The 21604-nt window shown below is 63.9% G+C and carries 22 protein-coding genes and 1 pseudogene; 8 read left to right on the forward strand and 15 right to left on the reverse strand.

The genetic code is table 11. The features are described 5' to 3' along the window. The first annotated feature begins 13 nt into the window (after nt 1-13). Nucleotides 14-1006, forward strand: a complete 993-nt coding sequence (locus NG701_RS14185; RefSeq protein WP_252568452.1) for a PDR/VanB family oxidoreductase — start codon at nt 14-16, stop codon at nt 1004-1006. 75 nt (nt 1007-1081) lie between these two features. Here the strand turns inward: NG701_RS14185 and NG701_RS14190 are convergent. The 8 genes and pseudogenes from NG701_RS14190 to NG701_RS14230 form a co-directional block, all read right to left on the reverse strand. Further along, a pseudogene (locus NG701_RS14190) lies at nt 1082-1258 on the reverse strand (short-chain dehydrogenase); the annotation flags it as partial. 79 nt (nt 1259-1337) lie between these two features. Next, complete coding sequence (locus NG701_RS14195) at nt 1338-2486, reverse strand: phytase (RefSeq protein ID WP_252568453.1); 1149 nt, start codon at nt 2484-2486, stop codon at nt 1338-1340. A gap of 226 nt (nt 2487-2712) precedes the next feature. Beyond that, nucleotides 2713-2844: a hypothetical protein gene (locus tag NG701_RS21180; RefSeq protein ID WP_308291977.1), complete on the reverse strand. Its 132-nt coding sequence runs from the start codon at nt 2842-2844 to the stop codon at nt 2713-2715. Between the two features lie 199 nt (nt 2845-3043). Then, nucleotides 3044-3787, reverse strand: a complete 744-nt coding sequence (locus NG701_RS14205; protein ID WP_252568454.1) for a GOLPH3/VPS74 family protein — start codon at nt 3785-3787, stop codon at nt 3044-3046. Between the two features lie 224 nt (nt 3788-4011). Then, entirely contained in the window at nt 4012-4821 is an 810-nt protein-coding gene (locus tag NG701_RS14215; protein ID WP_252568455.1) for an HAD family hydrolase, read from the reverse strand. Beyond that, nucleotides 4818-7367, reverse strand: a complete 2550-nt coding sequence (locus NG701_RS14220; protein ID WP_252568456.1) for a phosphoribosyltransferase domain-containing protein — start codon at nt 7365-7367, stop codon at nt 4818-4820. The genes NG701_RS14215 and NG701_RS14220 overlap by 4 nt, the downstream gene beginning before the upstream one ends. Beyond that, the gene (locus NG701_RS14225; protein WP_252568457.1) at nt 7364-8614 is read right to left on the reverse strand and encodes an HpcH/HpaI aldolase/citrate lyase family protein; all 1251 of its coding nucleotides are present in this window, start codon (nt 8612-8614) and stop codon (nt 7364-7366) included. The genes NG701_RS14220 and NG701_RS14225 overlap by 4 nt, the downstream gene beginning before the upstream one ends. A 9-nt stretch (nt 8615-8623) precedes the next feature. Then, nucleotides 8624-9079, reverse strand: a complete 456-nt coding sequence (locus NG701_RS14230) for a hypothetical protein (protein WP_252568458.1) — start codon at nt 9077-9079, stop codon at nt 8624-8626. A gap of 13 nt (nt 9080-9092) precedes the next feature. Here NG701_RS14230 and NG701_RS14235 point away from each other — a divergent pair, with 13 nt between their 5' ends. After that, nucleotides 9093-9383 (forward strand): hypothetical protein, encoded by a 291-nt coding sequence (locus NG701_RS14235; protein ID WP_252568459.1) that lies wholly within the window; start codon nt 9093-9095, stop codon nt 9381-9383. Here the strand turns inward: NG701_RS14235 and NG701_RS14240 are convergent. The 6 genes from NG701_RS14240 to NG701_RS14265 all read right to left on the reverse strand — a co-directional run bounded on the left by NG701_RS14240 (nt 9380) and on the right by NG701_RS14265 (nt 13205). Beyond that, nucleotides 9380-9931, reverse strand: coding sequence for a TerD family protein (locus tag NG701_RS14240; RefSeq protein WP_252568460.1), 552 nt, complete (start codon nt 9929-9931; stop codon nt 9380-9382). The genes NG701_RS14235 and NG701_RS14240 overlap by 4 nt on opposite strands. Further along, nucleotides 9931-10434, reverse strand: coding sequence for a hypothetical protein (locus tag NG701_RS14245; RefSeq protein WP_252568461.1), 504 nt, complete (start codon nt 10432-10434; stop codon nt 9931-9933). The genes NG701_RS14240 and NG701_RS14245 overlap by 1 nt, the downstream gene beginning before the upstream one ends. A 31-nt stretch (nt 10435-10465) precedes the next feature. Beyond that, nucleotides 10466-11659, reverse strand: coding sequence for a toxic anion resistance protein (locus NG701_RS14250; protein ID WP_252568462.1), 1194 nt, complete (start codon nt 11657-11659; stop codon nt 10466-10468). Between the two features lie 121 nt (nt 11660-11780). Beyond that, on the reverse strand, nt 11781-12362 hold the full coding sequence (locus NG701_RS14255) for a TerD family protein (protein ID WP_252568463.1): 582 nt from the start codon (nt 12360-12362) through the stop codon (nt 11781-11783). A 39-nt stretch (nt 12363-12401) separates the two neighbouring features. Further along, on the reverse strand, nt 12402-12590 hold the full coding sequence (locus NG701_RS14260; RefSeq protein WP_374208695.1) for a TerD family protein: 189 nt from the start codon (nt 12588-12590) through the stop codon (nt 12402-12404). A 24-nt stretch (nt 12591-12614) separates the two neighbouring features. Next, nucleotides 12615-13205: a TerD family protein gene (locus NG701_RS14265; protein WP_252568464.1), complete on the reverse strand. Its 591-nt coding sequence runs from the start codon at nt 13203-13205 to the stop codon at nt 12615-12617. Between the two features lie 310 nt (nt 13206-13515). Here NG701_RS14265 and NG701_RS14270 point away from each other — a divergent pair, with 310 nt between their 5' ends. Beyond that, the gene (locus NG701_RS14270) at nt 13516-14634 is read left to right on the forward strand and encodes a type I restriction enzyme HsdR N-terminal domain-containing protein (RefSeq protein WP_252568465.1); all 1119 of its coding nucleotides are present in this window, start codon (nt 13516-13518) and stop codon (nt 14632-14634) included. Nucleotides 14635-14731: 97 nt separating this feature from the next. Here the strand turns inward: NG701_RS14270 and NG701_RS14275 are convergent, their stop codons facing one another. After that, nucleotides 14732-15493 (reverse strand): FadR/GntR family transcriptional regulator, encoded by a 762-nt coding sequence (locus tag NG701_RS14275; protein WP_252568466.1) that lies wholly within the window; start codon nt 15491-15493, stop codon nt 14732-14734. Between the two features lie 195 nt (nt 15494-15688). On the opposite strand from NG701_RS14275, the gene eat reads away from it, so the two are divergent. From eat to NG701_RS14300, 5 genes are all read left to right on the forward strand, one after another. Then, the gene (gene eat, locus NG701_RS14280; protein ID WP_252568467.1) at nt 15689-17137 is read left to right on the forward strand and encodes an ethanolamine permease; all 1449 of its coding nucleotides are present in this window, start codon (nt 15689-15691) and stop codon (nt 17135-17137) included. A 62-nt stretch (nt 17138-17199) separates the two neighbouring features. Beyond that, nucleotides 17200-18582, forward strand: coding sequence for a glutamine synthetase family protein (locus NG701_RS14285; protein ID WP_252568468.1), 1383 nt, complete (start codon nt 17200-17202; stop codon nt 18580-18582). Beyond that, nucleotides 18563-19324 carry a gamma-glutamyl-gamma-aminobutyrate hydrolase family protein gene (locus tag NG701_RS14290; RefSeq protein WP_252568469.1) on the forward strand — a complete coding sequence of 254 codons (762 nt, stop codon included), beginning with the start codon at nt 18563-18565 and terminating at the stop codon, nt 19322-19324. Before NG701_RS14285 ends, NG701_RS14290 begins: the two co-directional genes overlap by 20 nt. Then, entirely contained in the window at nt 19305-20672 is a 1368-nt protein-coding gene (locus NG701_RS14295; RefSeq protein WP_252568470.1) for an aldehyde dehydrogenase family protein, read from the forward strand. Before NG701_RS14290 ends, NG701_RS14295 begins: the two co-directional genes overlap by 20 nt. A gap of 26 nt (nt 20673-20698) precedes the next feature. After that, entirely contained in the window at nt 20699-21478 is a 780-nt protein-coding gene (locus NG701_RS14300; protein ID WP_252568471.1) for a 3-oxoacyl-ACP reductase, read from the forward strand. Nucleotides 21479-21604: the final 126 nt, after the last annotated feature.

Raw genomic sequence — 21604 nt, forward strand, 5'->3', positions numbered from 1 at the left:
TGAGAGCAGGACCATGAGCAAAACAGAGACCATCTCCGGGCCAATTTCGGACCTCACCCTCGAAGAGGCCCATTTCGTTGCCCGCGTCGCTGCGAAAACCCACGCAGCCGACGACGTCGTACTCCTCACCCTCCAGCACCAGGACGGCGAAGACCTTCCGCCGTGGCGTCCCGGCGCCCACATCGACCTGGTTCTTTCGAACGGCCTGACGCGGCAGTACTCCCTCTGCGGCGATCCGGCAGATCGGAGCAGCTACGTCGTTGGTGTCCTCAATGCGCCCAACAGCCGCGGCGGCTCGCAGTTCGTTCACGAGTTGCTGGCCGCCGGCGATGCGGTGACTGTCCGCGGTCCGCGGAACCACTTCCGGCTCGTCGAAGCCCCCGGCTACCTGTTCGTCGCCGGTGGTATCGGAATCACCCCCATTGCCGCGATGATCCGTGAGGTACAGGAGCAGGGGAAGCCCTGGACCCTCGTCTACGGGGGCCGGACACTTTCCTCCATGGCCTTCAGGGATGAGCTAATAGCCCACGGCACCCGAACCACGCTGTGGCCCCAGGACCAGAAAGGGATCATCGATCTGCACACGGCCCTGGGCTCACCGGACCGCCGCACGGCCGTCTACGCCTGCGGTCCGGAGCCGCTCCTGGCCGCCGTCGAGGCAATCTGTGCCGAGAAATGGCCCTCCGGGTCCCTGCACCTGGAACGGTTCACGGCCAAGAAGGTGGACACCGCGCAGGATGTGGCGTTCGAAATCGAACTGGCAGCGAGCGGCGTGCGGCTGACCGTCCCGGCGGATAAATCCGTCCTCCGTGTACTCGAAGAGGCTGGCACACGCATCCTTTCCTCCTGCGGCGAAGGAACCTGCGGCACCTGCGAAACCCCCATTGTCGAGGGAACGGTCGACCACCGCGACTCCGTCCTCACCCACCAAGAAAAAGCCGAAAACAGCTGCATGATGGTCTGCGTCTCCCGCGCCACGTGCCCCGTCCTGGTGCTGGACCTCTAACCCTCCTGCCGGCCAGTTACGGACGACGGCGGGGCCTCCCGCCGCCGTCGTCCGTTTGCGTTTGGTGCCGCTCCCTTAGAGCGCCGACCAGCCGCCGTCGGACGCGAGGATGGCGCCGTTGACGTTGGTGCCGTCGTCGCTGAGCAGGAAGGTGACGGAGGCGGCGAGCTGGGCCGCGGTGGCGGGCGTGGGGACGGTGGCTTGCGTCAGCGGGCCGAGGCGTTCGGCCGCGAACCGGGATCCCCAGTTGGCTAGCGTCAACGTGAGATAGATGCGCTGAATCTTGTGGGCGTCGGCGTTCATAGCGTCGGTGTGCCCATCAGGGCGAATGTCACCCAAGGACGGCACTCAGCGGAACGAATTTCAGATTCGAGGTGGCGCCGCCGGGGTTGGTTTCGTCATGGACTACTAGAAGCCCCTGTTCGAACTGCGGCCCCGCGTTCAGGCTGGTCACATCGATGCCATCTGTGCCCGTCACGGCGTCGATTGTCCCGTTGGCGCCGACTTTGAATTTCCTGATGAACGGGTTGTTTCCCGCGCGGTCGTAGATGGCTATGCTGGAGTCGCCTTGGCTGGACACGAAGAGATATCCGGAACCGTTTGCGCCATAAACGATGCTCATCCCCTCGATGTCGGCCACGAGGCGCCCTGCTCCCGCAGCGTCAACGGACAGTCGGCCAGCTCCAGCGCCGGGTTCGGCGCCGTACTTCCAAATGGCCGCGTCCTCCTGGCCGACATACAGGTGGCCGAGTTCGTCATCAGCCACACAGCTCTCCGTGATACTGCTGATCGGCAGCGATCGGACGGGGACGGCGTCAACCTTGCCCGCGCCGTTGTCAATCAATTCGAATTGCTGGACCGTACCCGGGCCGTTGGGTGTGACAAAGGCATAGAACCTGCCGCTAACGCTGCGGTACATGCAGAAACCGTAGTTCGGCGCGAACGTGGGAATGCTGCGGGCAGTGACCGGCGTGAGCGTTCTGCTGGTTGTATCCAACGACCACAACGCCAGGGTGTTGTTCGTCCGGTTATTCGCCCCGACCAGCACAATTGATTGCCCCGATAATGAGAACCCGGGCCTCAGGTCAACGTTGCCGATCATCCCGTCGCCCCGGAAGTGTATCAAGCTGCCGTCCATCCCGAACACACCAATGCCACCACCGGAAGTCGCCTTGTTATCAGCAACCACTACGCTGTTGGCGGGATTCGCCAGGTCAACCCAGATGGCAGAGTCATCCGAAATGTCCCCTGACCCTGAAAACCCAGCGTTCTCGACCACTGGCAGCAAGATCGAGTCAGTGGGTGTCGGCGCGGGAGTCGGTGTCGGAGAAGGGGTCGGCGTCGTTGGCTGTGAGTCCGTTATGAGGGGTTGGGGCCGCTGGCCTGTCTCAAGTGAGTCCACGCTGGTGAACAAATAGATGGCGCCTACTGTCGCCAACGCGAGCAACGTCGCCACGATAATCCGGAAGCCAGGACGCATGGCGCACTCCCTAAATGGGCCTCGGGATGGGCAGTCGGGACCCTAAGTTGCATTATCTGAGCGTGAAACCCCGCAGTCAAGCATCTGTTGAGTTCCACAAATGGGTGCCCCTCCCGCTCCCGGCCTTCCTGCGTCACGGGTGGCGCGTGAACTACGGGCGTAGATGGGGAAAGCGGACGACGGCGGGACGTCCCGCCGTCGTCCGCTTGCTTTTGGTGCCGCTCCCCTACAGCGCCGACCAGCCGCCGTCGCACGCCAGGATGGCTCCGTTGACGTTGGTGCGGTCGTCGCTGAGGATGCAGGCGATGGAGGCGGCGAGCTGCGCCGCGGTGGCGGGCGTGGGGACGGTGGCCTGCATCAGCGGTCCGAGGCGTTCGGCCGCGAGCTGGGATCCCCCAGTTGGCCACGATGTTGGTGATGGTGGGGCCGGGAGCCACGGCGTTGAAGCGCAGGCCCTTCGGCCCGAACATAACGGCCGAACTCTTGGTCAGGCCCACGGCGGGCTGCTGGAGTCTACGCCGGCCGGCGACTCCCATGCCTAGCGGTTTCGGGAAGCATCACAGGTTTGCGGCTTCTTGCTCCGCCAGTCTGATCATCCGAAGTTCGTCCTCCACCGCGCGGGACGGCCAATAGTCCTTCGACAGCTCAGTTGCCCGGGTCAGATCTGCCGCCGGGAAGAGCTTGCCGAGCATTCCGGCCGCCTGAAGCAGGGCGATCAGCACGATGATCCTGGCATCGGGCGCCTTCGAATCAGGCTTGGCAGCAGGCACCTTGGCATCAGTCGTCCTCACATCGGCCGTCCCGGCGTCGGACGCCGTGGAATCAGGCGCCTCGAGATCGGACGGCGGGCCGCTGAGGGCGGCCTGGATCTTTTCCAGGAGCGCCGCCTCCGGAGCGTGGTCCTTCTCCGGGTACCGCACGGCCCGGAACCGGCCCAGGTGCTTTTCGCCGACATGTTCCACGATGCCCAGTGACGCCATGCCCTCGTAGACACGCTGCACGACGGCGCGGCCCTCCAGCATACCCACCCACCCCTTGGGAGTGTGGGGCCGGGATTTGCCACGGATGACTTCCAGCTCGCGCTGGAAATCCGTTTGCGGGGCGTCTCCGGTGGCCCTGACGCGCTTCCCCTGCAGCTCGATCGCACCGATCAGGTCCAGCTCGGCCAGTATTGCACCTGCCACAGTGGTCCTGAGTGCGAACACCGGCACTTCAGGTTTGCCGTTCATGTCGTTCGTTGCCAGAAGGAGGAAGGCCTGGGGAAGGTTCAGCTCCGCCGCCTTCGGTGTTTCAGCGTCCATACGAACATGGTGGCCCTGTTGGGCGCCCACCACAATGAGGATTTACAAAGGCGAGCGGACGACGGCGGGACCTCCTGCCGTCGGACGCAAGGATGGCCCCGTTGATGTTGGTGATGGTGGGGCCGGGGTCCACTGCATTGAAGCGCAGGCCCTTGGGCCCGTACATCACGGCCGAGTTCCTGGTCAGGCCAAGGCTGGGCAGGTGGCCGCCTGTAGACGTGTGCTCAGCGCTGGACCAGCGCATGTATGCGTCGGGAGATTTCTTCGCCTGCCAGGATGCCGCGGGCATCGGTGACGCGCAGGTGATCCCTGCGGAAGTCGACGTCGGCGAGTTCTCCGTGGGAGGGACGGAAGGCGACGTCAGCTTCGGCCAGCATCGGCCCGTCCAGCAGCGAATCCCCGGCGGCGATCACCCGGGAGGCCCCAGTCCGCCGGGCGACTTCTGCGACGGCGCTGTTCTTCGTCACCGCGTGCGGCACACAGTAGAGCTTGCGGCCCTGGACGGACACCGTCCAGCCGAGCGAGGCACACCATGCGTCCAGCTCCCGCACGAATTCCGCGGGCATGAGCTCCCGGTCCACGATGGCGTAGAGGAAGAGCTCTTCGGCCTGGCGCAGCCGGAGAATCCAGGACCGGTAGGCCTCCCGGGACAAAAATTCCTCGATGACGGCCAGCGGCGCCGAGCCCTCCGAGACCCGTTGCCCGACTGTGGTCTGCCACTCGATGTCCGGCTCGCCGTTCTTGAGCAGGACACCGCCGTTGGTGGTGACCGCGTATTCAGGCACGGCACCGGGCAGCCGGACCCGCCGGTACTGGGCCTCGGTCCGGGTGGTCACTGGGACGAAGATGGTTGTCCGGGTCAGTTCGAGCAGCAGCCGCTCGGCGGTGCGGGTCATAAACGAGATCGGCACCCCCTCGTGGAGCTCCGCAACCACCATGTCCGGTGCCAGGTGGTCGGGGACGTCCAGAAAGAAGGCCTTCGCGGAGTAGATGAGGGTCCGGTCAAGGTCCGAGGCCAGCAGGACGGAATTCACAGGGCGGCCGCCGCAGTGACTCCATCAGCGCCGGATACCCCGCTGAACGTCGGATCGATGAGCCCCACGCAGCTGAAGGGCAGGTGCGGCACCTCCAGCACCGGTACATCGCGCTGCTGAGCCAGCAGCAGGATGTGGGCTATCTCGGGCGCGGCATCAGGACGCACCAGGATCTTCCACGGCACCCTGCGCAGCAGCACGCGTGTTGTCTCGCCGACTCCGGGTTTGATGAGGTTCAGGTCGTCGATCCCGTGTTCCCGGCCGAGGCTTTCCACGGCGAGCCTGCCGGCCCAGGTGGGCGTCCGGTCCGCGGCCAGCAGCGCCCCGGCTTCTGCCCGGGCGAACGATTCGACGGTTGGGAAATGGCCAGAGACGGCGGCCAAGAACTCCCGCGAGACGTCGTCACCGCGCAGCTGGTGGTAAAACTTGGCCCCGTGGAAGTCGTCGGGGCCGATGAACTCCGTGTTGAAGACCGTGCGGGACACGAGCCCGGACACCGTCGAGTTCAGGCAGGCGGAGGGTATGAGGTAGTCCTCGCGCGTGCCGTACATGGCGGCGCAGTGCCCGGGATCGGCGAGCACGGCGAGGTCCTTGGGGAAGGCAACACCGCCGGTTTCGGCGAAGCGGTCGAGGCCGGCCGAGAGCTCGCGGGTGATCGCGCCCTTTCCGGTCCAGCCGTCCACAAAGAGGATCTGCTCCGGGTCATGGTGGGCGGCCAGGTATCGCAGGGCCGTCTGGTCCGGCCCGACGCCGCGCACGATGCTCATCGTGTAGTGGGGAAGGTCGATGCCGTGGATCTGCTGGGCCCAGCGGCGCATCAGGATGCCGACCGGTGTGCCGGCCCTGGCCAGGGAAACCAACACAGGCCGGTTCCGGCGCGCGGCCAGCGCCATCTCGGTCACGGTGCCCACGGCCTGCGCGACGCGCGCGGCGGAGCGTTTCAAGGCGTCCCGGTACAGCTGCTGGTACTGCTGCGAGGGCGAATATTCGATCGGCAGGGACTCTGCATAGCTCGCCCCGCCCGATTGCATCGCGGCTTCACGATCGGCCGCGGGCGCTTCCAGCGCGGCATCACCGATGTCCTGGAGCAACCAGGTGACTTCCTCCGGTGCGTAGGAACCGAACGCCGGTCCGGCCAGCGGCGCCGGGAGGACGGGTGAGGCGGGCAGGAGGACGACCACGACCGCGCTGCACACGGCGACAAGCGCCTCCGTCACGCTGCCGGGACCCGAGAGGACCTCCGCGGGGGTCCCGGGTTCGGGCATCAGGACGATCGTGCCGAATCTGCGGCCGACGGAGGAAACATTGTGGGCGAAGCGCACACCGGGGCCGTCCACGGTGACGTCATGGCTGGCGAACCGCACCGTGCCCGTGATGGCGTAATCCGGGCGGTCCAGGGCGACGATCGGGGATCGGGTGGTAGTGGAGAACCGGACGCCGCGGTCCGGATTCAGCCGGTCCAGTGCATCGGCCACGGCCAGGGGCACGTGGATGAACTCCTCGCTGCCCAGGACCAGCACGGACTCCGCGCCGGCCGCCTGCGGAAGGGCCCGGTGGATCGACTCCCCGACGTCGGCCAGCGTAGCCGCGGCGGGGGAACCGCCGTTGCCGAACCGGTCGCTGCGGACAGCTGCGCCGACCGTCCCGGGCCTGAGGAAGGTCACCGTTCCGGGTGCCCAATCCGGGGTTGCCGGCGCCTGCGGCAGTGCGGCCACCACCTCATCGGCACGCTGGAGAATGTCCGCGCCCAGGGTGATCTGCCCCGTGCCCAGAGCCACCACCCGGATGCGGGTCCCGAGCCGCTCCGCGAGTTCGTCGAACCGGGCCCGGTCCCCCGGTGTCCGCAGGTCCACGAGCGCAGCCACCGTGTAGCTGGGATGGGGAGCCAAGGCGTGGAGTTCGGTGATGGTGTTGATGATCGTGGCCCCGGTGCTGAGTTCGTCGTCGACCAGCACCACCGGTTCAGGGGCGTTCAGGCGCCGCGGATCCGTGGGGAGCAGCCGGTGTGAGGTGGCGTGCGAATGTGATTCCTCGAAGGACCCGTAGGCGGCGGCGCCCGCCGGGGCGTGCCGGGAGGAATGGATGTAATACGAGCCGATCGTGTCAGCCACAAGCCGTCCCAGGCCGGTGGCCGTCTCCGCGTAGCCGATGGTAATGATCTGCGGGTTGCGGGTCTTCAACCCGGCGAGCTGCAGACGGAGGCTCTGCAACGCGGCCCGCCGGCCGCCGTCGTGCGTTTCCCCGCGCAGGAGCGCGGCGAGCCCGGCCGCAATGGTCGGAGTGACGGATACGGATTCCGGGGTATCGGACAGAGCCTCGCCGACGAGCACTCCCAGCAACTCACCGGCGGCTATGACCAGCCCGGGTTCAGAGGGGACGTGTTTGCCGAGCACCCGGGACACCAGCAGGTGGGCCCGCTTGGGGTTGCGGCGCAGTGCCAGTCCCACGAGGTCCTCGACCGGCAGCAGGCTCGCGGAGTGGTCCGTCGTGATGCCGACGCCGAGGGCGTCCCGCACAAAACCGCCGGTCCAGATGTCCTGGCTCAATTCATGCTCGCTTCCAGAAGGTCAACGTAAGTGATGTTCTCGGCGGCAACACCAAACGCTGCGGCACGCAGCAGCGTCTGGCCGGCCCAGGCCTGATGGGGCTTCATCTCATTCATCTTGTTGCCGTACGGCGAGGCCGAGGCGCCGCCGCCGTTCTTGCCGGCGATCTCCAGCGCGTCCACGTATTCCTCGTGGCTGACGACGCACATGGCATGGACCAGCGGGACATGGGTGGGGTGGATGACCGTCTTGCCCAGCAGCCCGTTGGCCAGGTCCAGTTCGATTTCGCGGATCAGCCCGTCGAGGTTGGCCGTCAGAATCCGATCGCGCAGCGGCATCTCATTTGCGTCGGCGAAGGGAGTGCGCCGCAGCAGGGGGCGCAGCACCCGCTCGCTGTTGCTGTAGTGCTCCCAGACCGGGCCGGAGATCACGAATCCGTTGTCCGGCCGGCCCAGCATATTCACGATGTCCCCGATCACGGAGGCGACCACCTTGACGTCATAGATGGTCAGGTCCCGGGAGCGGCGCAGGCCGAAAGCACTGGACATGTCCGTGGCGCCCACGCGGACGGCCAGGACATCCTCCTTGTTGGCTTGCAGCACGTCGCAGATACCGGACAAAGTCCTGGCCCGGGTCTCGCCGTGGATCACGAGCGGAGATTCCATGATGGGCATGATCCGCAGCCTGCGGCCGCCCCCGCGTGAATCGTTGATGGTATGCAGGGCATCCAGGAACCGCTGGGCCTGGCCGGTCTCATTCTCGAACTTCGGAATGACAAAGCCCACCAGCAGGTCCAGTGCCTTACCGCAGCGGCTGGCCAGGCTCAGCATCTGTTCCGGCGTGCGGACCCGGAGAAACAGCAACGGCCCCTCGTCGGAGTGGAAGGCGCCGACAGCGTCGCTGCCGCTGTCGCCACTCCTGTCGTCGTCGCTGCCGATGCCGCTCCCGCGGCGCGGCCCGGCGGAACCGGCATGCAGCCGGGTCAGCGTGTTCACGACGTTGGTCTCTGCAGAGTCCACCGCATCATCGGCGATGGAATCCTCGAGGCAGATCACCATGCTCAGGCAGCCGCGGGCAGCCTGTTTGCGGATATCCTGAGCCAGGTTCGGGCGGTCCGCCGGAGTGTAGAGCGTGGCGCCCAAGGCCACGGCCAGCACCGCTGGCGCCGAGCCCAGGCTCAGCTCCTGCGGAGCGATGTGGAAAAGGCGCGAGGCATTCTCGTCGCTAAGAAAACTGAAATGGCGCATGCCGTCCCGTCAGTGTCCCTGCCGACGGGCGGCAGCGTTGGTGGTCATGGAAAAGCCGAATTCCTGCCAGAGCTCGGCGGCGTCGGCGCGGGCCGGCACCGGTTCGGCGCGCAGCTCGATGACTCCATCGATCGCGGTCAGGGACAGGATGTATCTGAGCTCCCCGCTGGCCGCGGGCAGCGTCCCGGTGCCGCCGTCGAAGATCTCCACGGTCAGCGGGGCCGAAGGCTGTCCGATAAAAAGCGCCCGGCGCAGCTCGCGGATATGCCGAAGTGCCACGACGGCGGTCCCGTCCATGTAGCCCACAAGCGGGCGGTTTCCCGAGCACTTGATGGAAGTGCCGGAGACGGCGCCGTCCACGGTCATTGCCCCGGTCACGCGTTCTGGGCTTTCCCATGCCGCCGAGGTTGCCCCCGTCACCAGCAGGCTGCCAATCGCCGACTGGCGCCGGTCGAGGCGGATCATCGGTGTCTGGGCGTTGAGCAGCCTCGTCTCGCCGATCCCGGGAGCCGGAAAGAGCCTGGTGGGCCGGGTCTCGGCTGCAGGCCGGGCTCCGGCCCATGGGGTCGCCGCTGACGTGGCTGGTGCTGGCGATGTGGGCGCGGACGATCGGCTTAGGGACAGCGACGTCACGGCCGCAGGGGACACCGGAGACGACGGCGGCGCTGTTGCCGGGGCGGATGTTTCAGCGCGGGCGGCCGGCTTGACCCGGCGGCTGAGGTACGTGATGTCCGTGCGGGTGCTGGACCTGTTCAGTGCCATCGCCTAGACATCGAACCGGAAGTCGGCTGCCACGCCGCGCAGGCCAGTCGTGTAGCCCTGGCCCAGGGCCCGGAACTTCCAGTCTTCGCGGTGGCGGTACAGTTCGCCGAACATCATGGCGGTGATGTTGTCCTGCGGGGACTGGGGAATATCGAAGCGCACGAGCTCCTGATTCTGTGCGGTAGCCACCCGGATGTACTGGTTGCGGATGGCGGAGAAGGTGCCTGGCCCGCGGAGATCGGGGTCCACGTAGACAATGAACGTAATCTTGGCGACGCCGGCCGGCACCAGGGACAGGTCGACGTCGATCTGCTCCTGGTCCTCGGTGCCGGCGAAGGCCACCGAGCCCTCCGGGCTGGCGATCTGGTTGAAAAACACCAGGTGATCGTTCGAGACGGCACGGCCGCCGGCGTCGCACATGATCGCCAGCGGAACCGGCTCGGACTGGGGCCCCCGGCTGGGAATGGACTGCCAGCCCAAGCCGACCAGGATCTTGCTCAGTCCCGGGTTCTCGGCCGTCAGCGCGGCGTTGGCCCCGGCCACAAGATTGCCCATCAGCGGCCTTCCAGACGAAGGCTGGACGGCGCGAACTTATCCTCGAGGAACCGGCCGTGGGTGGACAGCTCGGCAATGGCACCGATCCGCACCTGGTTGGCCAGGTCACGAGCTATTTCCTCGAGCGTGGCGAACTGTTCCGCCAGCAGCCGCGTCGGCCCGGATTCCTCAGTCCTGGCACTGTCCGGGAGCGCCAGATAAGTGCGCAGGGGATCCGGGATGTAGCTGCAGACGATGGAATTCAACAGCACCTGCTGCTCCATCGAAGCCCCCTGCTCGACCATATGGCTCACCAGCGGGCGGAGCACATCGTCGATTTGGCGCAACTGCGAGGACACCGACGTCGGCAGCTCAGCGCCGGCCCGCCGGATGGCGCTGCGCAGGTTGTCCAGGGATCCGGCGGTCTGCGCCATCTCGGCGTCGGCCGTTGGCTCGGGAGCCTGTTCGGTGATGCCCGGCACGGGGGCGCCGCCGAACAGGGAGCCGATGAACTTACCAATCACTGCGTTACCGCCTGCTGCTTTCTGCCGTCACTTAGTCTGTCTTGCCCTGCCGCGCGCGTTCCAGGTACGGCTTGGCCTTCAGCACGCTGGCTTCGAGGGCCCCGACGGTGCTCTCCATGTTCTTGGCCGCCTCCGACCGGAAGGTGTCGATGGCATCCATCGTGGCGAACACATTGTCGAAGGCCTTCTGCAGCGTCTCCACGCTGACCCCGGAGCTGGACGCCTGCTGGTGGATTCGGGAAGTCTGGTCCTTGAGCATTTCGCTGGTGCTCAAGATCATGTTGTTGGTGGTGGTATTGACGGCGTCGATCTGGTCCAGGACCATCTTCTGGTTGGCCAGGGCCTGGGCCACGATCACCGCCGTACGCAGGGCCGAGATGGTGGTGGTCCGCGCCCGCTCCACACCCTTGATCAGTTCAACGTTGTTCTTGCGGATCAGGTCCATCGCCAGGTACCCCTGCACCGAGACGGCGAGCTGGGTCAGGATGTCCTGGTGGCGCTGACGCACGGGGAACAGGACGTCCGCCTCCATCTTTTGCGCCTCGGTAATCTGCCCGGCGGCGCGGGTGGAGTCGATCTTCTCCATGCAGGCGGCATCCAGTGCCTTGGCGAAGACGGCATATTCGCTCAACGCCTGCATCGTTTCCCAGAGCTGGACTTTTTCGTTGGCCAGGCTGGCATTGTCCTTGAGCAGCTCGTCCTGGCCCGTCATCAGGGCCTTGATGATCTGGTTCAGCTGGGTCTGCGCCGACTCGTACTTCTGGAAGTACTTGGCCAGCTTGTTGCCGCCGGGGATGAAGCCCAGGATCTTCTTGCCAACGCTCATGTTGGCCTGGTTGGGAGTGAGCTCCTCCACCGTGCTCCGCAGCTCACCCAGGGTGTTGGCGACCGCAACCTGAGCGCTGTTCCCGGACTTCTTGGCGCCGGCAATGGACGTCGAGGAACGCTCCAGCAGCCTGCTGGAGGAGTTGCTGGACGCTGTGATCTCGGCGCTGCCGATCTTATTGATGCCATCGACCTGCGCGGAGAACTCCGGGCTGCGCGCGTCCAGTTGGGCCAGACCGGCCACGAACTCCCTGGCCTGCCTATTGATCTCGGCCCGTCGTTCGTCGGGGACCGGCACCATGCCGGGAGCGTCTTCGGGCTGAACTATGGCAGGGGCGTCCGGAGCCTGAAGCACCAATGAAGCCTCTGCGGCGTCGGGGGGAGTCAACGGAGAATTCATGATGCTGCCTTTTCAAGAGGTCGGTGGTGTCCCGGTTTCGATTGGCCGGGACACCACCTCAGGTGGAAACGATGCGGAGCCGAAGTAGTCAGTCCGGACTCTAATCAGTCCGGGACACTAATCAGCTAAGGTCGACGCCGAAGTCCTTGGCGATGCCGGCGAGTCCGGTGGCGTATCCCTGTCCGACGGCCTTGAACTTCCAGTCCCCGTTGTTGCGGTAGACCTCGGCGAAAATCATCGACGTTTCGGGCGCCGCGTCCTCGCTCAGGTCGTAGCGGACGATTTCCTTCTCATCGATCTGGTTGACCACCCGGCAGTAGGCGCTGCGCACCTGGCCGAAGTTCTGGCCGCGCGTTTCACCCTGGTCGATGGAGACCACGATGACAACACGCTCGACGTCGGCAGCAACCAGGGAGAGATCGATCAGAATCTGTTCGTCGTCGCCGGCGCCTTCGCCGGACCGGTTATCCCCCAGGTGGCTGACGGAGCCGTCCGCGGCAGCGGGCTGGTTGTAGAAAATGAAGTCCGCGGAGGACCGGACCTTGCCGTCGGCCGCCACCAGGAGGGCGGAGGCGTCGAGGTCGAAAGGTTCTCCCGTCGTCGTACGCGGGTCCCAGCCCAGCCCGACCACAGCCTTCGTCAGGCCTGGTGCGCTCTTCGTCAGGGACAGATTGCTGCCTTTGGTAAGGGTTAGTCCTGCCATGTTTGTACCATATCCTTCGTGTTGAATCGATCTTGCGAACTAGTCCAGCGAAATGCCGAAATCGGTGGCGATGCCGTGGAGGCCCGTGGCATAGCCTTGGCCAACCGCCCGGAACTTCCATTCGGCACGGTTGCGGTAAATCTCGGCGCAAATCATCGACGTTTCAGGTGCCGCGTCCTCGCTCAAATCGTAGCGGACCACTTCCTGATCCGTGTCCTGGTTCAGCACACGGCAGAAGGGAGCCTCGAACGACTAGAGGACGGCGGCAGCTGGTGCGATCAGATCCGCGACCGAGCGGCCCTGGGCCCGCTCCCCGATGGCCTTAAAGGTCCAGCCCGCGCCGTCACGGGATACTTTGGACATGATCATGGCCGAATGGGTCCCCGAGTCGGTCAGCTGGTACTTGGCAATTTCCGGGCTTCCTGGCGTGGAGTCGTCCACCAGCCGGCAGAAGGCATTCTGCACCTGGTCGAAGGTCTGGCCGGTGTAGCTGCTGATGACGAAGACGATGTGTGCCACTGCCGGGGAGACGAGCTCCAAATTGACCAGGATGGTCTCGTCATCGCCGTCGCCGTCGCCCGTCAGGTTGTCCCCGGTATGACGCGTGGAGCCGTCTTTGCTCTGCAGCTGGTTGTACCAGACCTGATCCAGCGACTTGCCAGCCGCGTCGAAGAAAATGGCCGACGCATCGAGGTCGACCTCCACCGACTTGGCCTTTCCGAAAAAGCCCTTCTTGACCGGGGCCGCCGAGTCCCAGCCCAGCCCCATCTTGGTCTTAGTGAGCGATCCGCCGTCTTTTTTGGTCAGCGACAGCGACTGGCCCTTCTGCAAGCTCAATCCCATAATTTTCTCAACCTCCAGCTAGTTTGAATACTCGAGTTCTCAGGTCCCAACGACTCCGGCCGTGCGCTAGTTCCGTGCGTACATGTGAAGTTAGTGGGGGCGAGGACGCGGACCATGCCGATCAGGCGGGTTCGAGAGCGATCCTAGCCGGAATCGAGGTGATGGCGAAGCCGTGGCGCGGGCGGAGCCGGACAAGGCGGCCGTGTATGGTCTCGTCTAATTGGCGAATCTCAAAAGCAGGACGGCTCTTGCCGGAAGGCATTCACACGAAGTCAATTTCCAGTAGGGATTGAATTCAAATGGGGGAAAAATGACAGACATCAAGTATCAGGCGCGTCTGCAGGTGCTGTCTCAGTGGGCGACTGAAGCAGCTGGGCAGGGTCACCTTGTTCCGCGCATCGCCGATCTGGAGGCCATCTCCGCGGCGAGGACCGTTGATGCCCCGGGTGTGAGCAGGGAGGCCGTCCAGCCATGGTTGCCGACAATCCAGTGGCTGTTGAAACAGGCGGCTTTTGGTGTTGTGGACCCACATGTCCAGCTCCCCGACGAATTGTCGCGGCCCGTGCGTGCGGCCCACGCTCTCCAAGTCGTTCCACCCGACGAAAATTCAGCCGACGCGCCAGCGCCGCCGGCGATGGAATTAAGCCTCGTGGCGGTCGTTTCCCCGGACACGGAACACGGAAGCAGCCACGCCGCCGAAGCCGTCACAGTCATCGCGGAGATCAAACCCGCTCCCCCAATTGCCAAGGGACCGAAGTGGGAGTCCGAGGCCCATGAGCAGGTTAAAGACGCCGTTCAGCGATTCACCAAACCACTCCACGATCTCCTCACCCGTGATGCCAATGAGGGCGACACCCGCCTTTTGATTACGGACATGCTCTGCGAGGGTTTGGGCTATGACAAATTCCGCGACCTGACCACCGAATACATGGTCAGGCAGGATTTCGCGGACTACGGCGTCAGAATTGACAAGCAGCTGATTGCCTTCATAGAGGTCAAGCGGGTGAGCCAGAAACTCAATGAGCGCCACCTTCGCCAGGTCCAAATGTATGCGGTCAACGAGGGTGTGGAATGGATGATCCTCACCAACGGCCAGGTTTGGCAGGCCTACCACCTGACCGGTGGGCTCCCCGTGATTTTGAATCTCGCCTTCGAGGTTGACCTCCTCGGCCCTGAATCGCTGGAGGCAAAAGCGGACAAAATGTTCTTCCTCCACCGGGAGGCGCTGAAGCGCCGTCGGATCGATGAGCTGTGGAAGCACCGCGCGGCAACATCGCCGGATGCGCTGCTGGACGTCATCCTGTCCGACTCGGTGCTGGACATCATCCGAAAGGAAATCAAGCGGAATACCGGAATCACCACAACGGTCCAGACGCTGGCGGCAGTGATCCGGACAGAGATAGTTGACCCTAAGCTTCGCAACAGGTAGAGCGGACGACGGCGGGATCTCTCGCCATCGTCCGCTCGCGGTGGGTGCCACTCCCCCAGCGCTGCGGTGTCGCGGTCAGCGGGGAAGGCCTGTCAACTCAACGCTGTGGTGCAGTCGGCCGCGGAGAAACTTCAGGCTGGGAAGATCCGAGGAATCCATGTAGCAGCGACGCTGTTCCCTGCAGATGATCTTGCGCCGCCTTGAAGGCTGCCTCATCGTCGCCCCGGAGTATGGCGTCCACGATTTCCTGGTGCTGCCGGTTGGAATGTTCCAGGTTGGGTTGGATAAGAGGTATCCGGTCCAGCAGGTCACTTACCTTTGAGCGGACATCCGCCACCGCGACTGCAAGGCTTGGCGATCCTGCCACTTCTGCGATCGCCACATGGAACCTTGCGTCCTTCGGCCGGTACAGATTCGCAGGTGCACTGGCCACCTCGGCCAAAGTCCTTAGCAGGTGACCGCGCTGGGCAGGTGATAACGTCGCCCTGGCCGCCAAGGATGCGGCCGCCGGCTCGAGTACGCCGCGAAAGGTTAGGACGTCGTCTACCTCGGCCGGATCGAGTTCCGGGTAGGACCCCGAACCTGCAGGGGGGCGGCTGCACACGTACGTTCCTCCATAGCGGCCGCGCTGAACTTCAACGTATCCGGCCTTCTGCAGCTCGGCCAGGGCATCCCGCAGGGTGGCGCGCGATACGCCCAGCATCTCTGCAAGTTCCCGCTCAGCTGGCAGCTTGGTCCCTACACCGAACAGACCGAGTTTGATGTTCTGGAGCAAGCGTTCGATGGTCTCCTCGAAGGCGTTGCCGTGCCGGACAGGGCGGAGAATCGGGGCGGGGCTTCCGAGCAGTTCCTCTTCCATACGCTTATCCTAATCGGTCCAAAAACAGGCCTATGGCAGAGGGCCCATTGAAGCGGGAAAACCGCCGCACCGGCCGGAAGCACAGCTGAACCGGGGAAAAGTTGGCCGAGATCAAGGAACCCCTTGACCGTGCTCGTGATCTGGCACACACTGTAACGAGCTTATGGTCTTATTTCATACCAATACCCTTGGACGATGGGAACTACAGTGGCATCCTCTGATTCAGCCCAGCTTACCGACGACAAGCGATATCTCCAGCACCGGCAACTGAAACGCGGGGCCGCGGGGTGGATCCTGCTTGCCGGACTCGGAGTTGCTTATGTCATCTCCGGCGACTTCGCAGGGTGGAACCTCGGCCTCGCCCAAGGCGGCTGGGGCGGTCTCCTCATCGCATTTGTTCTTATGGGCGTCATGTACACCTGCATGGCTTTCGGACTCGCCGAGCTGTCCTCGGCGCTTCCTGCCACAGGCGCCGGATATGGCTTCGCCCGTCGCGCACTGGGCCCCTTGGGCGGATTCGCCACCGGAATGGCCGTGCTCATTGAATACGCCGTTGCGCCGGCTGCGATAGCCATCTTCATTGGCGGCTACGTTGAAGCGCTGGGACTCTTTGGCCTGACCAACTCTTGGCCGGTGTATCTGGTGACCTACGCTGTTTTTGTGGGCATCCATCTCCGCGGAGTGGGAGAGGCTCTGAAGATGATCTTCGGCATCACCGCAGTCGCCGTCGTCGCCTTGGCCGCCGTCGTCGTGGGCCTGATCCCACATTTCAACGCCCAGAACCTCTTTGACATAGTCCCTGACGGCTCGCCCACCTCGAGCGCTTTTCTCCCGATGGGAATCAGCGGCGCCGTCGGTGCACTCGTGTATGGCATCTGGTTCTTCCTTGCAGTCGAAGGGGTTCCCCTGGCCGCTGAGGAGACGGCCAATCCGAAGAAGGACATGCCGCGGGGCATCATGGTCGCTGTTGTGATCCTGGTCGTCTTTGGGGCCCTGATGCTCGTACTCGTTCCGGGCGCCGCAGGGTCAGCGGCAATGAGTGAATCCGATAACCCCCTCCCGGAGGCCCTGCGCCTGGCGTACGGTGGCAACACTTTCCTGGCAGACTTCGTCAACTATGCTGGCCTCGCAGGGCTCGTAGCCAGCTTCTTCTCCATCATTTATGCCTATTCCCGCCAGCTCTTCGCGCTGTCCCGGGCAGGGTATCTTCCCAAATGGCTGTCCCTGACAGGCAAACGGCGGACCCCTTACTGGGCACTGATCGTCCCTGGCTCAATCGGCTTTTTGCTGGCAGCAGTAACCGGTGACGGCGCACTCCTGATCAACATCGCCGTCTTTGGTGCAACAGTCTCCTATGTCCTCCTGAACCTCTCGCACATTGTGCTGAGGAGGAAGGAACCGGACCTGCCCCGCGGTTACCGGACACCCGGCGGGGTCGCCACCACCTCAATCGCGCTGGTTCTTGCTGCGGTCGCGGTCGTCGCAACATTTGTGGTCGACGTATTCGCCGCATCCATAACAGCTGCAATCTTCGGCGCGGCGCTCCTCTACTACTGGTTCTACAGCCGGCACCGCATCGTTGCAGGCGCTCCCGAAGAGGAATTCGCGCAGTTGGCCGCAGCCGAGGCCGAACTCAAAAGCTGACACGCGTCCCGTCACGGTCCAAACCTCTCCCTCATAAATACGATCAAAGTTACGGAAATCAAATGACGAATCAAACAACCGGAACATCCTCCCAAGGCCAACTCGGCGTCGATGAACTGCGGGACCTGGTCGCCTCCGGTGACATCGACACCGTTGTTGTTGCCATCACCGATTCGATGGGACGCCTTCAGGGTAAACGCTGCGGGGCAAGGTCTTTCCTCGAAGACGTGCTCGGGCACGGGGCCGAAGGCTGCAACTACCTACTCAGCGTGGATGTGGAGATGAACACCATTGACGGGTACTCCATGTCCTCGTGGGCGAACGGCTATGGAGACATGGTGATGCGGCCCGACGTCTCCACCCTGCGCCGGGTGCCGTGGCTGGAAGGCACTGCCATGATCCAGTGCGACATCTTCTGGCTGGACGGTCGCCCCGTCTCCCAGTCCCCACGCCAGATCCTGCGCGCGCAGATCGAACGCCTGGAGGCCTTGGGATACCGCGCCCATATCGGCACCGAGCTCGAATTCATCATGTTTGACGACAGCTACGAAGAAGCATGGGACAAAAAATACGAGGGACTCACCCCCTCAACCCGCTACAACGTGGACTACTCCCTCCTGGCCACGGCAAGGCTGGAACCGGTCATCCGAAGCATTCGAACGGGCATGGAAAAGGCAGGCCTGGTCGTTGAATCTTCCAAGGGCGAGTGCAACCTGGGCCAGCAGGAAATCACGTTCCGATACGCAGAAGCGCTTACTGCGTGCGACAACCACGTTTTCTACAAAAACGGGGCCAAGGAAATCGCCGCGCAACAGGGCAAGAGCATTACGTTCATGGCGAAGTACAACGAACGTGAAGGCAGTTCCTGCCATATCCACTTCAGCTTGACCGACCTGGACGGCAATCCGGTCCTGGCCGGGGACGGCGAGCATGGCTTCAGCCCTGTCATGGAGCACTTCATCGCAGGCCAACTCGCCGGGCTGAAGGAGCTGGCCTACTTCGTGGCCCCGAACATCAATTCCTACAAACGCTTCGTAGAAGGCAGCTTCGCTCCCACAGCCATCGCCTGGGGGCTGGACAACCGCAGTTGTGCACTGCGCATCGTCGGCCGCGGTCCCAGCCTCCGGGTGGAAAACCGCGTTGGAGGCGGGGACGTCAACCCTTATCTCGCTGCCGCCGCGCTTATCGCCGCCGCCATCCACGGTATCGAGAATGAGCTCCCCCTCGAACCGATCATGACCGGTAACGCCTACCAGTCCGACGCGGATCGCATCCCCACCAACCTGCGGGACTCCCGTGCGCTGCTGACCAACAGCGAGATTGCACGCAAATCCTTCGGCGATGAAGTTGTGGACCACTACGTCTTCGCAGCGGATGTCGAGCTGAAGGCTTTTGACAGCGCCGTAACGGACTGGGAGCGCAAGCGTGTCTTTGAACGGCTCTGATAGCTACCGCCCACGGATCGGGCTGACAACCTACTTTCAGAACGCTTCCTGGGGCGTTTGGACAGCGGATGCGGCAGTTCTGCCGGGAACCTACGTCCAGGCGGTCGTCGCTGCCGGCGGCACTCCTGTCCTGTTGCCGCCCGTCGGCACTGACCCATCGATCGTGGAGGTCCTGGACGGACTGATCATCTCCGGAGGCAGCGACGTGGGCCCGGAACAGTACGGGGCGCAGCCCCACCGGCTCACCCGCGCCCAACCGGCCAGGGACGTGCACGATATCGCCCTGACCAAGGCAGCTTTGGACGCCGAAGTCCCCCTTTTCGCCATCTGCCGGGGAGCCCAGATCCTCAATGTCGCCATGGGCGGGTCGCTGATTCAGCACATCCCCGATGTGAACCCGGAGGCGGACTACCAACCGGCACCGGGTGTATTCGGCAACGTGGAGTTCACGACGGCGCCGGGCAGCATCAGCCGGCATCTGCTGGGACCATCGGCCAGCGCACCCTGTTACCACCACCAGGCCATGGACCGGATCGCTGACGGCCTTTCCGTCACGGCGGCGGCGGCCGACGGCACGGTGGAAGCCCTCGAAACGGCAACGGGCGGATGGGCACTAGGGGTCCAATTCCACCCGGAACAGAATCCCAACGACCTCCGGCTTTTCAATGGGTTCATTGAGGCTGCAACCAACTACCGCAAAAATCGAACGGAGAGCCCCGGCAATGTCCACCAGCACGTTTGACGTACTGAATCCGGCAACGGAAGAGGTAATCGAGACCATAACCCTTGCAACACTTGAGGACACCGACAGGGCAATCGAAAAAGCCGTCCAGGCATTCGAGACCTGGCGCCATGTTGCCCCCGCAGACCGGGCTCTCCTGCTGCGCAGGTTTGCTGCGGCAGTAGACGCCGACGTGGAAAATCTTGCCCAGCTGGAGGTACGCAACGCCGGGCACACCATCGGTAATGCCCGCTGGGAAGCCGGGAATGTCCGCGATGTCCTGACGTACTACTCCGCAGCCCCCGAGCGGCACCTTGGCCAGCAGATTCCAGTAGCTGGAGGGGTCAACATCACCTTCAACGAACCCCTCGGGGTCGTTGGAGTAATCGTTCCCTGGAACTTTCCCATGCCCATTGCCGCGTGGGGCTTCGCCCCCGCCCTTGCCGCTGGCAACACTGTCGTTCTGAAACCGGCGGAACTGACTCCCATGACTGCCATCCGGCTCGGACAGCTGGCAAGGGAGGCAGGCCTGCCCGAAGGAGTCCTGCAGATCATCCCGGGCAAGGGCTCAGTCGTCGGGGAACGATTCGTGACCCATCCTGCAGTGCGGAAAGTTGTCTTCACCGGTTCAACCGACGTCGGTAAACGGATCATGGCCGGCTGCGCTGAGCAGGTCAAGCCTGTGACCCTGGAACTGGGCGGCAAGAGCGCCAACATCATCTTCGCGGATTCGGACCTCGAAGCCGCTGCTGCAGCAGCACCCGGAGGCGCTTTTGACAACGCCGGGCAGGACTGCTGCTCCCGCTCCAGAATCCTGGTCCAGGACAGCGTCTATGAAAATTTCCTCGAGCTCCTGGAACCCGTAGTGAAAGCCCTCCGGGTCGGCGACCCCGGCGACGAGGCTTCGTTCATGGGGCCGCTGATTTCCGCAGCCCAACACCGCACAGTCTCCGGCTTCGTCCCGGACGGCTCATCTGTGGCTTTCCAGGGATCCGCGCCGGACGGCAAGGGGTTTTGGTTCCCCCCCACCGTTCTTACTCCCTCCCGCGAGGACAGGGTAATGCATGAGGAGATCTTCGGCCCCGTCGTGGCAGTCGTTCCCTTCAAGGACGAAGCCGACGCACTCCGCCTGGCGAATGACTCGATCTACGGCCTGTCCGGATCCATCTGGACGCGGGACATCGGTCAGGCGCTGAGGATGGCCCGGGGACTCGAGTCGGGAAACCTTTCAGTCAACTCCCACTCCTCGGTGCGCTACTCCACACCCTTTGGCGGATTCAAGCAGTCAGGACTCGGACGGGAACTCGGCCCGGACGCCCTGAACGCGTTCACCGAAACAAAAAACGTGTTCATCTCCACCAATCCATAACGTCCTCACCACAAAAGGAAGAAAAAATGATTGAAGTAATTTCCAACCGCCTCAAGGGACGCAGCGCTGTCATCACCGGCGGCGCCAGCGGCATCGGACTGGCCACAGCCCGCCGCTTCGCCGCAGAAGGCGCCCACGTGGTCATCGCCGACCTGGACCCCACCGCTGGGCAGCGCGCAGCCGACGAGGTGGGCGGCCTCTACGTGAAGGTGGATGTCACCAGCGAAGAGGAAGTAAAGAACCTCTACGCCGTCACCAATGAAACGTACGGAAGCGTGGACATCAGCTTCAACAACGCCGGAATCTCGCCGGCAGACGATGCCTCAATCATCGATACAGGAATCGATGCGTGGCGCAGGGTCCAGGAAGTGAACCTGACCTCCGTTTTCTACTGCTGCAAATACGCCCTCCCTTACATGCAGGCGCAAGGGAAGGGCTCAATCATCAATACTGCGTCGTTCGTTGCGGTCATGGGTGCTGCCACTTCTCAGATCTCCTACAGCGCATCCAAGGGCGGAGTGCTGGCCATGAGCCGGGAACTCGGCGTCGAATTCGCCCGACAGGGAATCCGGGTCAACGCACTCTGCCCGGGACCCGTCAACACGCCCCTGCTGAAGGAACTCTTCGCCAAGGATCCCGAGAAGGCAGCCCGCCGCCTCGTCCACGTTCCCTTGGGCAGGTTCGCTGAACCGGAAGAACTGGCAGCAGCAGTGGCCTTCCTCGCCAGCGACGATTCATCCTTCATCACCGCGTCAACCTTCCTGGTTGATGGCGGCATCGCAGGCGCTTACGTAACACCCGAGTGACGGCCAGGCCTTCTGCGTGGACCCGATCGCGTTCTGGCGCGGCGTGACCATTGAGGACTAGCGACTCTTGCTCCTGGATCGGGGGCGTCGCAGATTACTTAGTGAACGACGGCGGGAGGCACCCGC

Origin of the sequence: Pseudarthrobacter cellobiosi, from assembly GCF_023913815.1 — a bacterium.
GTDB classification, from domain to species: Bacteria; Actinomycetota; Actinomycetes; order Actinomycetales; family Micrococcaceae; genus Arthrobacter; species Arthrobacter cellobiosi.